11 protein-coding genes are annotated in these 14,588 nt (G+C 51.6%); 7 read left to right on the top strand and 4 right to left on the bottom strand.

The annotated features are described in order from the left end of the window. Positions 1-395: 395 nt before the first annotated feature. Together CRP01_RS41820 and CRP01_RS05190 are read right to left on the bottom strand one after the other, a co-directional pair. Positions 396-593: a hypothetical protein gene (locus tag CRP01_RS41820; RefSeq protein WP_143473278.1), complete on the bottom strand. Its 198-nt coding sequence runs from the start codon at positions 591-593 to the stop codon at positions 396-398. 68 nt (positions 594-661) lie between these two features. Then, complete coding sequence (locus CRP01_RS05190) at positions 662-2,593, bottom strand: OPT family oligopeptide transporter (RefSeq protein WP_099148949.1); 1,932 nt, start codon at positions 2,591-2,593, stop codon at positions 662-664. A gap of 189 nt (positions 2,594-2,782) precedes the next feature. Between CRP01_RS05190 and CRP01_RS05185 the strand changes: the two genes are divergently transcribed. Further along, a complete protein-coding gene (locus CRP01_RS05185) occupies positions 2,783-3,838 on the top strand; it encodes an isoaspartyl peptidase/L-asparaginase family protein (RefSeq protein ID WP_099148948.1) in 1,056 nt (351 codons plus the stop codon). A gap of 85 nt (positions 3,839-3,923) precedes the next feature. On the opposite strand, the gene CRP01_RS05180 is transcribed toward CRP01_RS05185, so the two are convergent. Together CRP01_RS05180 and CRP01_RS05175 are read right to left on the bottom strand one after the other, a co-directional pair. Further along, positions 3,924-5,645: an OmpH family outer membrane protein gene (locus CRP01_RS05180; protein ID WP_099148947.1), complete on the bottom strand. Its 1,722-nt coding sequence runs from the start codon at positions 5,643-5,645 to the stop codon at positions 3,924-3,926. Between the two features lie 38 nt (positions 5,646-5,683). Further along, positions 5,684-6,244, bottom strand: a complete 561-nt coding sequence (locus tag CRP01_RS05175; RefSeq protein WP_099148946.1) for an RNA polymerase sigma factor — start codon at positions 6,242-6,244, stop codon at positions 5,684-5,686. A 281-nt stretch (positions 6,245-6,525) separates the two neighbouring features. On the opposite strand from CRP01_RS05175, the gene CRP01_RS05170 reads away from it, so the two are divergent. The 6 genes from CRP01_RS05170 to CRP01_RS05145 all read left to right on the top strand — a co-directional run bounded on the left by CRP01_RS05170 (position 6,526) and on the right by CRP01_RS05145 (position 14,548). Beyond that, positions 6,526-7,077, top strand: a complete 552-nt coding sequence (locus CRP01_RS05170; protein WP_099148945.1) for a DUF1599 domain-containing protein — start codon at positions 6,526-6,528, stop codon at positions 7,075-7,077. A gap of 81 nt (positions 7,078-7,158) precedes the next feature. Then, complete coding sequence (locus tag CRP01_RS05165) at positions 7,159-8,637, top strand: DoxX family protein (RefSeq protein WP_099148944.1); 1,479 nt, start codon at positions 7,159-7,161, stop codon at positions 8,635-8,637. 94 nt (positions 8,638-8,731) lie between these two features. After that, complete coding sequence (gene nusB, locus CRP01_RS05160) at positions 8,732-9,616, top strand: transcription antitermination factor NusB (protein ID WP_170110232.1); 885 nt, start codon at positions 8,732-8,734, stop codon at positions 9,614-9,616. 343 nt (positions 9,617-9,959) lie between these two features. Continuing rightward, positions 9,960-11,384: an OmpA family protein gene (locus CRP01_RS05155; RefSeq protein WP_099148942.1), complete on the top strand. Its 1,425-nt coding sequence runs from the start codon at positions 9,960-9,962 to the stop codon at positions 11,382-11,384. Positions 11,385-11,565: 181 nt separating this feature from the next. Further along, positions 11,566-13,110: a glutamine-hydrolyzing GMP synthase gene (gene guaA / locus CRP01_RS05150; protein ID WP_099148941.1), complete on the top strand. Its 1,545-nt coding sequence runs from the start codon at positions 11,566-11,568 to the stop codon at positions 13,108-13,110. Beyond that, complete coding sequence (locus CRP01_RS05145; protein ID WP_143473277.1) at positions 13,067-14,548, top strand: ABC transporter substrate-binding protein; 1,482 nt, start codon at positions 13,067-13,069, stop codon at positions 14,546-14,548. Before guaA ends, CRP01_RS05145 begins: the two co-directional genes overlap by 44 nt. Positions 14,549-14,588: the final 40 nt, after the last annotated feature.

Genomic DNA, 14,588 nt, shown 5'->3' with positions numbered 1-14,588 from the left:
ATCAACCGTATAAAAAATGAGTGATAAAATAAGCAATAGATGAATACTTATGCCCTATTTTTGATCCAGTAAGACGTCCAACTTGAAAAGAAAAAGTTCGTTAAAGACCGGTAAATCCGGTTATTCAGATTTCTCAAGAATGTTTATTTCATTTTGGTAGCTGTCAGATAATCACTTTTTATCAACTCCCTTTTCAAAAGATTATCCGGCGGCAACCCAGCCTGAGAAAATAGCAAATCATAATCTACTTGCAAATTGAAGCTGACCGTGCAACCGGTCAGCTTTTCTTTTTTCTGGTCTATACTGACGTAAAATTGGTTTGGGAAATCCAAACCAATTCAAGTACAGCCTATACTTACCGAAGCGGTTTGGGATTTAGTGCCGAACATTAAAAATTAATAAAGCTTGTCTTCACCGCAAAGGCCGCGAAGCCGCGAAATTTTACAATGACTTCTTTCGAGAAAATTTGCTGATGCAAATTTTCGATCTTTTGCGACATTAACGGTTAATAACGTAAAGGTTAGTGGATTTGCCGTCGGCAAATCCACTAAAAAGCTTAGCGCCTTTCCGCCTTCGCGGTGAAATTCAGTCATTTCTGGTTTTCGATTTTTAACTATTAATGTTCCTCACTAAATCCCAAACCACTTCGCATCAATTATATCTATTCCAGTTCTTTTTTCCCGATACTGTACAACCAGGCACAGATGCCGAGCACCACGGCCAGACCGATCACACTCGGTAGAGGACTTTCCAGCAGGGCCATAATATCTCCGCTGCCGTAAATGGCGACCGGAATGGCCAGAAAGATGCCGATCAATGCTTCGCCGGTAATTAGACCGGAGGCAAACAGCAGACCGGGGCCGCTTTCGTTTTCGGTTTCTTCACTCCAGTTCGGTTGTTGCCGCTTGTACCGGCCTACCGCCCAGGCAATGATCCCACCCAGCATGATCGCACTATCCAGTTCGAACGGCAGGTAGAGGCCCACGGCTACGGCCAGCACCGGGATGCGAAAATCACTACCCCGGGATTCCTGAAATTTATCCAGTAAAATGATCACCACGCCGAGCGCAGCGCCAATGTAGACCATCGTCCAGGGCAGGTCACCGGAAAATACGCCGCGCGCCACACTTTCCATCAAGGTGGCCTGCGGAGCGGCCAGGGCATCCGGCTGGGCCTCGGTAGCCGGTCCAAATCCGTAAGCGGTATTGAGTAACTGCAGCACCAGCGGTAATACCAACGCCGCCGCCGTCACCCCGACCATCTGCATGATCTGTTGACTTTGCGGTGTAGCCCCCAGTATATGACCGGCTTTCAGGTCCTGCATATTGTCCCCGGCAATGGCGGCCGCACAACAGACTACCGCGCCGATCAGAATAGCTGCGGCCGGTCCCTTTTCCGCCCCACTGCCCAGCAGGGCCAGCAGGATAAGTGCCGAAGTCAGGATCGTTGCGATCGTCACCCCGGAAATTGGGTTGTTGGAACTGCCCACCAATCCGGCCATATAGCCGGCAACCGCTGAAAAGAGAAAACCGGCGATCACCATCAGAATGGACATCAGCGCCGTAATGCCCACCTGTTCGATCTCCCGGATGTAAATGATAAATACTGGAACGATCATCGCACCGATGGCAATGATCACCCACGACATGGGCGCATCCATTTCCGTACGCAGTTGGTTGACTCCGGCTCCTCCTTTCTTTAGGGCGTCCATTCCGCTTTTTACGGCCATGCTGATCGCGCCCCGCAAATTGATCAGGGCCCAGAGCCCGCCAACCACCATGGCGCCTACTCCGAGATAGCGGATCTGGCCGGACCAGATCGCCCCTCCGATGCCGACGGCATCTCCTTCCGGAGCGCCGACAAAAGCGACATAAAGCGGAATGGCCAGCCACCAACTGATCACCCCGCCGATGAATACGAGCGAAGCGATCCGGATGCCGACGATATAACCCACCGCGATGAGGGCGGGGGAGAGGTTCATACCGAAGTAGGCATATAACCGATTTCCGGCCAGCGTGGCGGATTCAAACACGCCATGCCAGAGTTTGAAACCCGCTTCCATAAACTTAGCCAAAGCGCCGGCAATACCGCCCCAGAGCAGGTATTTAACGGCACCGCCTCCTTTCTCTCCGGTTTTCAGTACTTCCGAAGTGGCGACCCCTTCCGGGAACTGTAGATTTTGTTTTACGATTAGGGCCGAGCGCAGGGGAATGGTAAACAGCACGCCGAGTACCCCGCCGCAGAGCGCGATGAGCACCGTTTCCAGATAGTTAAACTCCGTCCAGTAGCCCATCAATACCAGGGCCGGAAAGGTAAAGATCACCCCGGCCGCCAGTGATTCACCGGCGGAGGCTGCGGTCTGTACGATATTATTTTCGAGGATGTTGTGGTTCTTGAAAATGCGAAGGATGGCCATCGAGAGCACGGCCGCAGGTATACTGGCCGACACGGTCATACCGGCAAAAAGCCCGAGATAAGCATTTGCCGCGGAAAGGATGACGGAGAGCAGCGCCCCCAGAAAAAAGGCCTTTACCGTGACTTCCGGAAGCTTGATCTCCGGGCCGATATAGGGTCGGTGTTTTGGTTGATCCATATAGATTTTGGTTTTATTGTGGACAGAAAAATACGGGTGTGTTTTGAAAATGCCAAAAGGACGATCTTTTTTTGCATATTTTAGTCGGCCGTAATCCGTCCCCGCACGACCGTTTTCCCGGGAGGAGAAAACGGATAAATAGGCGGAGCGAATTACGAAAGTCTACACAAATCGCTTAAATAAGACCGTATGCTGAAATCAACACTTTACACACTACTTTTCCTGACCGTATTCGGACTGACCGCCTGTGAGGTGGCGGATGCCCCGGAAAATGAGGCGCCGGCCACTGCCGATGAAACGCCCGAGCCGGAGAAAGCCGAATACGCCATGGTGATCCACGGCGGCGCCGGTACCATTCTCAAGGAAAACATGACACCGGAAAAAGAACAGGAATACACCGAAACGCTGAACGCTGCGCTGGATGCCGGAGAAGCCGTATTGAAACAAGGGGGCAGCGCCGCCGATGCAGTGGTGGCCACCATTATGATCATGGAAAACTCTCCGCTATTCAATGCGGGCAAAGGAGCCGTATTCACCCACGAGGGTCGGAATGAAATGGACGCCTCCTTTATGGAAGGCGCTACCCTCAACGCCGGCGCTGTCGGTGGGGTAACGAATCTGAAGAATCCTATTCTGGCCGCCCGTTCCGTCATGGAAGATTCTCCGCACGTATTGCTTACCGGAAAGGGTGCCGAGCAATTCGCGGCCGATCAGGGCCTGGAAGTGGTAGATCCGAAATACTTCTACACGGAGCGGCGCTGGGAAAGCCTGCAGAAGGCCCTGGAAGAAGAAAAAGAATCGATGAGCGAAGTGTACCGGAACCCGGATTATAAATACGGTACGGTCGGTTGTGTGGCCCTGGATAAAGCCGGTAACATCGTAGCCGGCACCTCTACCGGCGGGATGACCAACAAACGCTGGAATCGCATCGGCGACTCCCCGATCATCGGGGCGGGGACCTACGCCAACAACAATACCTGCGGCGTATCCTGTACCGGCCACGGCGAGTTCTTCATTCGCTACGCCGTCGCCTACGATCTGTCCGCCATGATGGAATACAAAGGCATGGGCATTCAGGAAGCAGCGGATATGATCGTCAACAAGAAGCTGGTAGACGCCGGTGGTTCCGGTGGTTTTGTCGCACTGGACAAATACGGCAATATCGCTATGCCGTTCAATACGCCGGGTATGTACCGGGGTTACGCCAAACCGGGCGAGCGGGTGGTAAAGATCTACGAGGAATAGGGAAAAAACTCAGCAGCCAGTCGAACGTTCGACTGGCTGCTGAAAAAGTGGCGCTAAGAGCTGCTCAAACCGAGCTCAGCTTGCTTTAATTAAACTTCAGAACCGAGCGCACCGCCGCTTCGTCGATCGGAGGAACGGACTGCTCGTTCAGAATGAAGGTCACTTCTTCCTGATCGGGATCGATGGCCCGGAAGATCGCCGGATCACAAACGGCCAGGCGATTGTCTTCGGTAACGATCCAGAGCAGATTCTCCGAATAAGAGTTGTAGCGGATCCGGGCGCCGTCCTGGGCCAGAAAGCGGTGTACCGTGTTGCGGGTCTTATCGACCAGATAAGCGGTGCGGTTCTCGATGGACGCGCCGTTCTGATCAATAAAATTGGCGGTGATCTCCTGCATCAGCGGCGGCACCAACCGGTCGCAGTTCCAGATGCCGAAGCCGTCGGCCACAAAGCGGTTCCTCACTTTTTTGTGAATGAAGTCCGCGGAATGCTTCAGGTCCGGATCGGCGGCGATCAGTTCCTCGATGGATTCCTGGTAGGTCTCACGGGCCACTTTTCTTTGGGAAAAGAGTTCGTCCTCCAGTTCGTCGGCCCGGTCGCTCAGCGCCTTTTCTCTTTCCTGCATTTGCTGCTCGTAAGCGGCAAAGGCGGTTTCGTACTGCTTCATGGCTTTGGCAAAAGCATCGCCGGTAAGCGCGGGGTGGACCAGGATCCTTAATTCGTTATCACCTCTGGTGAAAATGACCCGGTATTCGTGGTCATTGATGCGTTCGAAGCGATAATCTTCCCACTCAACATTCAGGCTGCGCGGATCGAAATTGGTGTTTTGGGAGGAAACGTACCAGATCTGATCGGCTCCTTCCGTCATCGGTACATTATCCGCCGGGGCCAGTTCAAAAGTCGGGAGATCAGCGTCGGGAGAGATCGGGCGGCTAGGCGCCGTGGGCGCGGGAATGCTATTCTCCAACTGCTCTTTCTGCTGCTGGTAGCTGCTCTCGATCTGCTCCAGTTGATCTTTGAGGGTCTTTTTAGGTTTGTAAAGAGGATCCTGCGGATCCAGTTGGGTAAATTCTTCGAGTACTTCCATCTGATCAATACCCTGATATACCCATTTCCGGGCGGCGGTATCGAGTTTGTAGACATTATAACCCGGAGGAACGGCCAGATGCGGCGCTACGTTGATCCGGGAGATCATTTCTACGGAAATATTTTTACCGGGAGCCATGCGCACCCGTTTGCCGTTCTGCTCTGCGTAGATCTCGATCATACCGGCCGATTCCATGGTGTATTTCACATTGGCCGAATCGTATACCATCGGGATGCCGGACAGGAAGAAGTCCACAAAATCGTGGTATTCGCGGTATTTGATCTCTACTTCGCCCTCCACCAGTTTGCCGTAATCATCCATAAAGGCGGCAGCCGGGACCACGAGGCGGGAACCGCTCTCGTATTCATAGACCCCGCCCTGATTGACATCGACCCGGAAAGAAGCAAAGCGGGCCTGTGCTTTTTCCAGCGGCTGATCCACAAAGGGACGGTTAGCGAAATATCTGGCTTCCAGCGTAGCGGGTTTGGGGCGATTGAAAACGCTTATGGCCATGATCAGCAAAGCGATCGCTGCTGCCGCTGCGCCGATGTAAGACAGGTACCGGACCCGAAGCGGGCGAACGGCTGTCTTCTTACGAGTGGATCCGGTGTCGGATTCTGACTCGTACTTCGACAACAACGCATCGAAATCCATCCTTTGGGAAATGGATTCCTTACTGGGCTGTTGAGGATTGATTTTTATGTTGTAGTTTTTTCCCATATTCGGTCGTTTTAAACGCTATGGAATAATGCCTAGCTCTAGCTTAGTCTTTTTTTCAAGCGTTCTAATATCCGATAGGTTTTTACTTTGGCATTGCTCTCAGTCATATCAAGTATTTCAGCTATTTCCTTGAACGGGCGGTGCTCAAAAAACCGCAGTTCAATCAGCTGAAGGTCCGTATCTTTTAACTCATCGAGTTTGTCGATCAATAGTTGCCGCAGCGCTTCGTTATCCTCTTCATCCATTTCCTCCATAATGTCGGCGAAGCCTTCATCCTCAATACTCACTACCCGGTTCTTCTTGGTCGCCCGGAAATGCTGGGCGATCTCATTACTGGCGATCCGGTACAGCCAGGCCGAAAAGGGCACTCCCTGAAAGGTATAGCTGCCGATGCGCTGCATGGCCTTGAGAAAGACCTGCGAACACAGATCGGCCGTCAGGTCCTCATCGGCGGTCCTGCGGAAGATAAATCGGAAAATGGGTTCGTAATAGCGGTTGTACAACGGCCGAAACAGGGAAACTTCACGCTGGGCGGCCTGAATTTCCTTCCACTCCTCCTGCATGCTTTCGGCCGAAACGGTACGTTTCGATGGATCCATTCCAACGTTCTTTGCCAAATTGCGTGTCAATTGTAAATTCAAAAACATCAAATGTACGTTTTTTAACATACAAATTCTACCTCATTGTTGATCCACCTTACTATCAAATTCCGCTTATCAACCCCATAATGTAGCGGGTGGCAAAAAGTAACAGCTTGGCGAGGATTTTTTTAAACAATTTTTTGGACGGGGGCATTTCTTGGCCCGAAACCGGCCGCGATTAACAAATCATTAGAAAATTGTAATCATCATTCTGTTATATTTGCAGCAAAATTGTTGATGTGGAGCAAACCGTAGCTCAATACAAGGAGGTGGTACAGACCTGCCGGGAATTACTTCTGGCCAAACACCGGGATTACGGATCTTCCTGGCGCATTTTGCGGCCCTCTTCCCTGACGGATCAGCTGTATATTAAAGCGAAGCGGATCCGCGGCATCGAAGAGTCGGGCACCAATCTGGTCGGCGATTCGGTCGAGGGTGAATATCAGGGACTGGTCAATTACAGCGTCATGGCGCTGATCCAACTGGCCCTGCCGGCCGGAGCTTCCCTGGAACTGACCGAGGCGGAACTGACCGAATACTACGATCGCGAGCTCAGTCAGAGCCTGGAACTGATGTTGAAGAAGAACCACGATTACGGTGAGGTCTGGCGGGAAATGCGTTTGAGTTCCATCACGGATCTCATTCTGGCCAAATTGCTGCGCATCAAACAAATTGAAGACAACGCGGGCAACACCGAAGTATCGGAAGGCCTGGAGGCCAATTATCAGGACATTATTAATTATGCGATCTTCGCGTTGATCCGTATTAATGAAAATAAAGTGAGTCAATAAGTCATAAGCCCCGAGCCGGACGTTCGCCCGTTTTTGGAATGTCGGCTTAGCCCCTTATGAGTGACGATAAAAATAGACAGCATGACTTTAGGCAAACTCTTACTCTTCGTAGGTTTGGCAGCACTGGTGATCACCCTGCTGGCCCAATTTCTCACCAAAAAGGTCAAGAACCTGCCACTGAGCTACCTGCAAAATTTCGCGGGAGTGCTCTTTATCGTTTCCGGCTGGGTAAAGGCCATCGACCCGCTGGGTACGGCCTACAAAATGGAACAGTACTTTGCAGAATTTGAGAGTACGTTTTCCGATACCTGGTTTTCTTTCCTGGCGCCCCTGTTTCCCTGGCTGTCGGAGCATTATACCGTACACTTTTCGGTATTCATGGTGGTACTGGAGATCGCGCTCGGGGTCATGCTGGTGATCGGTGCCTACCGCAAGTTCACCGCCTGGGCTTTTCTGCTCATTGTGGCCTTTTTTACTTTCCTTACCGGGTTTACCTACCTCACCGGATACGTGCCGGAAGGGGTTAACTTTTTCCAGTTTGGCCAGTGGGGTCCGTATGTGGAGACCAATATGAAAGTGACGGATTGCGGTTGTTTCGGGGATTTCCTGAAACTCGAACCACGCGTTTCCTTCCTCAAAGATGTGTTCCTGCTCATCCCGGCCATCATCTTCGTGCTGGCCTGGAGAAAAGAACACGAGTTGTTTACGCCTACCACCCGCGCCGCGATCGTGGGCGTTACCGTGGTCGGAATCTTTATTTATTGCCTGAGTAATTACGTTTGGGACCTGCCGCACACGGATTTTCGTCCGTTCAAGGAAGGAGTGAACGTCTTTGAGCAGAAGCAGATGGAAGAGGAAGCTGCCGCCAATGTGCAGGTGCTGGGCTACAAGGTGACCAATAAGACCACCGGTGAGACCAAGGAATTGCCGTTCGATCAGTACATGAAGGAATATAAGGACTATCCGAAAGAAGAGTGGGATCTGGAGCAGATCAAATCCGAACCGGCGGTGGCCCATACCAAGATCAGTGAGTTCAGCCTCAGTAGCCCGGACGGGGATGAAGGGGCGGACGACATTCTGCAGGATCCGGATTACAACTTCTTTATCGTAGCCTATAAACTGAAAGGCACCACCACTATGATGGAAAAAACCGTGAGTGATACCACTTACACGGTAGATACGGTGATGGTGAACGATTCCATGAACATCAACCGTGTGCCGCAGGTGAGCGCGCGGGTGGCCAGTGTGGAGCAATACGATTGGGATCCGGATTACGTCAAACGCTGGACCGAAGTGGTCAATCCGGTCATGAATGCGGCCGACGAGGCGGGCATCACCATCCGGGCGGCGACCGCTTACGCCGATCCGACCCGGATCGATGATTTCCGTCACGAGACGCAAAGTGCGTTCCCATTCTATACCGGAGACGATATTTTATTAAAAACGATCATTCGCTCTAATCCCGGGGTAATGCTGATGAAGGACGGCAAAATTATTGCCAAATGGCACTATAAAAAGCTTCCTGATTTTGAAACCATCCGGCAGGAGTATATGAAATAAGTAATTTTTGTTTTTCTTTGCACAAAATGATGCCGCAAAGATTATGTTGAGCCGCCGGAATGTACGCATCAAAGTGATGCAAGTACTCTATTCAATGAGTAGAGATAGTAAGTTGGACCTGGATGGGGTATTGCGCAGATATCGCAGTAATATCGATAAATCGTTTGAGCTGTATTTGTTCAACCTACTGGTATTAAGCCGCGTTGCCAGCCATTCGAAACAGGATCGCGCCAGAAAGCGGGCGAAGCTTTTGCCCTCCGAGGAAGATCTTGCTTTCACCGCCAAGCTGTGCGAGAACCCCCTGGTGGAGTCACTGGTCAACAATCAGGAACTCACCCGGCTCTACAAAAGATACAAGCTGGAAGGCCGGATCGATAAGGATATGATCCGGAAATTCTACAGCGATTTTGCTAAGACGGAGGACTATCAGGCCTTCATCCGGCAGGAGAACAACCGCCGGGAGGACTACAAGGACATCCTGCTCAAACTCTTCAAACACAATATTTCCAGCGAAACTTACGAAGAATACCTGGACGATAACTATTCCTCCTGGACGGATGATAAGTCCCTGGTAGTGGGCGCCATGAAGAAAACCATCAAGGCGCTGCCGGCCGACTCCGATTTTTACGAAGCCTACGAACCGGCGGACGAAACGGTGAAGGATTTCGGCGAGATCCTGCTGTCCCGCGTCGTACGCGAAGACGAGGAACTGCTGGGGATCATCGAGCCGACCCTGCGCAACTGGGATGCGGACCGGGTGGCGGTGATCGACATGATCCTGCTGAAAATGGCGCTTTGTGAACTCATGTACTTCCCGACCATTCCGACCAAGGTAACGCTAAACGAATTTGTCGATATTTCCAAGATCTATAGTACCGAAAAGAGTAAGGATTTTATCAACGGCATTCTGGACCGCCTCATGAAACAACTGGAGACGGACGGAAAGATCAATAAAAGTGGCCGTGGGCTGGTAGACTAAAGCCGCACTCTGCCACAAAGTTATAGTGATTATTACAAATAATTTTTATATTGCATAAGTCCCAATAAACTTCGGTGCCCGAAGCACCAGTCATCCATTTAGGACATCCTTCGCACTTCTATAAGTGCCTTTGCACTATCTGTTATAGCAACTAATTAAAATTTATCTATTCGGCGACCTGACGACCCTTGTGGGTTGTCTTTGAATAATCCCTTCCCCCCCCGTAACCTGACCCAAACTGGATTTGGGCTCCTCACTTATTAGTTGAGATCATACGGACCGGCTCACCGGAGCATAGGTTCCAGATTATAATTTATCGATATACTTAAAAACCCAATGAGTTATGAAAGCACCTACTACTTTATTGGTACTTTTCTTTTGTTGTATCACTCAATTGGCGCTGGCCCAGTACGAGGGAGCGGAGGAAGGCTTTTCCTTTCGCATGATCGCTCCCAATCACCAGTATCTGATCAGTAAGGACCTGAAGGCAGATGATTTCGGACTGGGACTGGAATTTGAATATTTGCGGCACATCAACGAAGGCCTGAATTTTTCCCTGCCGCTGCGCCTGAGCCAGGTGAAACTGCCGCTCGACGACGAGGGTACGCTCAAAGCCAGCAGTGTGATCGGGCTGGATGCCCTGCTCCATCTCAAATACTGTCAGGAACCCAAATTCTTTTATCCGCACATCTTCGCCGGCCTGGGTGGCGTGTACCGGGACCTGGAAGATTTCGATGTCGAAATTCCCCTGGGCCTCGGCCTTAACTTCAGGCTTGGCCGCCATGTATATTTATCCACGAAAGGAGAATACCGGCTCGGTTTTGACGACCGGAGAGACCACATCCAAGTCGGGGCCGGTATCCTGATACTGGTCGGTCCGGGGGCTCCCGCACCCGAAACAGTGGCGGACCGGGATAACGACGGCGTACCCGACCGGGAAGACCTGTGCCCGGATGTGGCCGGAGTTATCGGTTTGAACGGTTGCCCGGATGCGGATGGCGACGGGGTTACCGATGGCGATGATGCCTGCCCGACCGTTGCGGGACTGGCCTCGCTGGCGGGTTGCCCGGACCGGGACGAAGACGGTATCGCTGATAATGAAGATGAATGCCCGGACGAAGCGGGACCGCAGGATAACGGCGGATGCCCGATCCGGGATCGGGACAACGACGGCGTGGTTGACGACGAGGACGCCTGCCCGGATGAGCCGGGATCGATATCCGCTCAGGGCTGCCCGGATGCGGACGGCGACGGTGTGGCCGATCGCGACGATGAATGCCCGGATGCCGCCGGACCGGCTGCCACCCAGGGTTGCCCGGATACGGATGGGGACGGCCTCATCGATAAAGAGGATCGCTGCCCGAATACGGCGGGGCCGGCTTCCAACAATGGCTGCCCGGAAATTGAGGAAGAAGATCAGGAGACCCTGGATTTTGCGATGAAAGCCGTACAGTTCGAAACGGCCAGTGCAACCTTGATCAGCACTTCCAATACCATTCTGGACCAGATCGTAGACATTATGCAGCGTTATCCGGATTACAAATTGCGGATCAACGGCCATACGGATAGTATCGGTAGTTCGGGGCCCAATCAGGTGCTGTCCGAACGGCGGGCAAAATCCTGCTACGATTACCTCCTCAGCAAAGGGATCAGCGCCGAACGTATGAGTTATCGCGGATACGGAGAAAGCCAGCCGATCGCGGACAATCGCTATAAAGCCGGTCGGGAACAGAACCGGCGCGTAGAATTTGATCTGTATCTGGAATAATTTTCCAGCGCAGAGTGAAAAACGTACAGAAGCAAAAGCAGGGTGATTCCATCGCTGATTTTGCATCTGTACGCTTTTCTTCCAACCGGCTTTCCCTCCTCCAAAGCTTCCAGCTCACACACTTTTTCACTCTTCCACCTTCGGACTCGTAATTTTATCCGGCAACCAGTATATTTGCTCCATGAAGGAGAAATTGCTTATTTTGGATTTTGGCTCCCAATACACCCAGCTAATCGCTCGGCGGATCCGGGAACTGAACATTTACAGTGAAATCGTACCTTTTAATAAGGTACCGCCTTTGGACGATACGATCAAAGGTGTCATTTTATCCGGAAGCCCTTTTTCGGTCGCCGATGAGAATGCGCTGCACGCCGATCTTTCCGCTATTATCGGGAAAAAGCCCGTACTGGGTATCTGCTACGGAGCGCAGTACATCGCCAATCACTACGGTGGTAAGGTACAGCGGTCGGAAAAACGCGAGTACGGCAAAGCACGCCTGAAGGAGATCTACCGGGATCACGATCCACTGTTCAATGGCATAGCGCCGGGTTCTCAGGTATGGATGTCGCACGGAGATACCATCATGGAGTTGCCGGAGCAGTTCGAACTGCTGGCCGATACCGACAGTATTTATGTAGCGGCTTTCCGCTCGGAGAAAAATGCTTTTTCCGCGCCGGTATACTGTCTGCAATTTCACCCGGAGGTCACCCATAGTTTGGACGGTGCCGCATTATTACGCAACTTTGCGATGGACATAGCCGGATGTACCGGAAGCTGGACACCAGCCTCCTTCGTGGAGGAAAAGGTGGAGGAGTTGAGCCAACTGGTAGGTGATGATCATGTGCTGATGGCGCTTTCCGGCGGAGTGGACTCTACCGTTGCCGCTACGCTTCTGCACAAAGCCATAGGCAATCGACTACACTGTTTTTTCGTTGATAATGGGTTATTGCGGAAAAACGAGTTCCAGGAAGTACTGGACAGTTATAAGGGGATGGGGCTGAACATCGAAGGAGTCGATGCCCGGCAACGCTTCTGGGACGCTCTGGCCGGTGAAAGTAGTCCCGAAACCAAACGGAAAATAATCGGCCGGCTGTTTATTGAAATTTTTGAAGAGGAATCGGAAGCACATCCGGAAGTAAGCTGGCTTGGCCAGGGAACGATCTATCCGGACGTTATTGAATCGGTATCCGTGCACGGTCCCTCGGTAACGATAAAATCGCACCATAACGTTGGTGGGCTGCCGGAAAAACTAAAACTTAAGATCGTCGAGCCCCTCCGCATGTTGTTTAAGGATGAAGTACGCCGGGTAGGCAAGGAAATGGGCGTTCCGAATCATATTTTGAGTCGGCATCCCTTCCCGGGCCCGGGCCTGGGTATCCGTATTTTAGGCAGCATTACACCCGAAAAAGTGGCTATGCTGCAAGAAGCGGACGCCATTTATATCAACAATTTGAGAAAATTCGGATTATACGATGAGGTTTGGCAGGCCGGTACTATTTTGTTGCCGGTACAATCGGTAGGTGTCATGGGAGACGAACGTACCTACGAACAGACCGTTGCCTTAAGAGCCGTTAATTCACTGGACGGAATGACTGCGGAGTGGAGTCAGTTACCGTACGATTTCCTAGCTACAGTGTCCAGTGAGATTATCAATAACGTTAAAGGAATCAATAGGGTAGTCTATGATATTAGCACGAAACCTCCTGCGACCATTGAGTGGGAGTAAAACCATCTTGTTCTTTGCTTTTTTACTAATCAGCCTCTCTTCCTGTGATCTGTTCAAAAAGATCCAGGACGATGATGATACTACCGTCGATACCGGCGATGAACTCGAGCCAATTCAGGGCCGAAGGGTATACGACCCCGAAACGGGAACCTGGGTGGTGGTCGAAGAAGCGGTTACGGAGAAGATGGATACCATTGCCTGGCAGGAGGTGCCCACCACTGATGATCCTCCCATTACATCTACGGGAGAATCACCCATTACGGGCAACCAGTCCAATGTGATCGACGTAACGGATTTCGGATCGCAGATCCTGAATAACTACAATATTTCGGTTGTACTGCCCTGGCTGACGGATCGCTTCAATGCCATGGATCCGAATATCTATTACAATTCCCTCTGGGCGATCAACTACTACAACGGTACCAAAATGGCCCTGGAGGTATTGGCGAACGAAGGACTGAACGCTACGGTGTCCGCCATGGATAGCGGGGCCTCGCCTTCCACTACTTCCGGACTGATCCGCGGGAGTGAGGATCTGGGCAATGCTCACTTGATCGTCGGTCCTTACCGCCGGGATAATGTGGCACTGCTGGCGCAATACGCCCAGCAACGGGAAAAAGTGCTCGTATCTCCCCAGAGTGCAGCTTCGGGCATCAGTAACCTCAACCCGAACTACGTGCAGGTCAATCCGACCCTCGAAACCCACAGTCGGGCCATTATCCGCCACGCTCTGGAAAACCACGATCCCCGTAATATCGTATTGGTCAGTAAGGACGTAGCTAATGAGGTAAGCCGTTTTAATTACTTCCGGGACGAATACGCTATCTGGAACCGGGGCCGTCCGGCTACGCCGCTCAACGAACTGCTGATTCCCGAAAATGAAGCCGCCAGCATGGAACGGGTCAACATGGCCCCGCTGCTCCAGCGGTCGGATACGACGGTGTTCATTGTACCCAACTGGGAAGAGACCTTCGTATACGCATTGCTTCGGAAGATCGACGTCAGTCGCGATCCGTATTCTACGGTCATCGTTTACGGAATGCCGCAGTGGAAAGATTTTGAAAAGATCGATTTCGACTATTACGAAAAGTTGAGGGTACACATCAGTGCCAGCGTTTTCGTCAATTCTCTGGATCCGAAGGTCAAACTATTCAAGGAACAATATTACGATCTGTACGGCGCCATCCCCACGGAAGAAGCATTTGTCGGCTATGACGTTATGTTGTATTTCGGCCGGATGCTGAAGAAATACGGGACCAAATTCCAGTACGCTCTGGAAGGAGAGGAAGCGGATGCCCTTCACACCCATTTTGCTTTCGAGCGGGTAGTTCGACCGGGTACTACTTCGGGCATTGAGACCAGTCAGATCGAACAATTTGAGAATAAGTTCGTGAATATTCTTAAATTCGAGAACTATCAGTTTCAGAAAGACAACTAAAATGATGATCTGATTATTTGATGATTCGATGATCCATTGA

This window comes from Flavilitoribacter nigricans DSM 23189 = NBRC 102662, assembly GCF_002646595.1.
Lineage (GTDB): Bacteria > Bacteroidota > Bacteroidia > Chitinophagales > Saprospiraceae > Flavilitoribacter > Flavilitoribacter nigricans.
The sequence above is the reverse complement of the archived record's forward strand: the minus strand, read 5'-3'. Positions and strand labels throughout refer to the sequence as shown.

What these genes read in the sequence shown, in the direction of transcription:
- guaA (WP_099148941.1), top strand. Translation starts at nt 11,566, where the DNA reads ATGAAGGAGAAATTGCTTATTTTGGATTTTGGCTCCCAATACACCCAG.
- CRP01_RS41820 (WP_143473278.1), bottom strand. Translation starts at nt 593, where the DNA reads ATGACTGAATTTCACCGCGAAGGCGGAAAGGCGCTAAGCTTTTTAGTG.
- CRP01_RS05190 (WP_099148949.1), bottom strand. Translation starts at nt 2,593, where the DNA reads ATGGATCAACCAAAACACCGACCCTATATCGGCCCGGAGATCAAGCTT.
- CRP01_RS05165 (WP_099148944.1), top strand. Translation starts at nt 7,159, where the DNA reads ATGACTTTAGGCAAACTCTTACTCTTCGTAGGTTTGGCAGCACTGGTG.
- CRP01_RS05155 (WP_099148942.1), top strand. Translation starts at nt 9,960, where the DNA reads ATGAAAGCACCTACTACTTTATTGGTACTTTTCTTTTGTTGTATCACT.
- CRP01_RS05145 (WP_143473277.1), top strand. Translation starts at nt 13,067, where the DNA reads ATGATATTAGCACGAAACCTCCTGCGACCATTGAGTGGGAGTAAAACC.
- CRP01_RS05185 (WP_099148948.1), top strand. Translation starts at nt 2,783, where the DNA reads ATGCTGAAATCAACACTTTACACACTACTTTTCCTGACCGTATTCGGA.
- nusB (WP_170110232.1), top strand. Translation starts at nt 8,732, where the DNA reads ATGAGTAGAGATAGTAAGTTGGACCTGGATGGGGTATTGCGCAGATAT.
- CRP01_RS05175 (WP_099148946.1), bottom strand. Translation starts at nt 6,244, where the DNA reads ATGGATCCATCGAAACGTACCGTTTCGGCCGAAAGCATGCAGGAGGAG.
- CRP01_RS05180 (WP_099148947.1), bottom strand. Translation starts at nt 5,645, where the DNA reads ATGGGAAAAAACTACAACATAAAAATCAATCCTCAACAGCCCAGTAAG.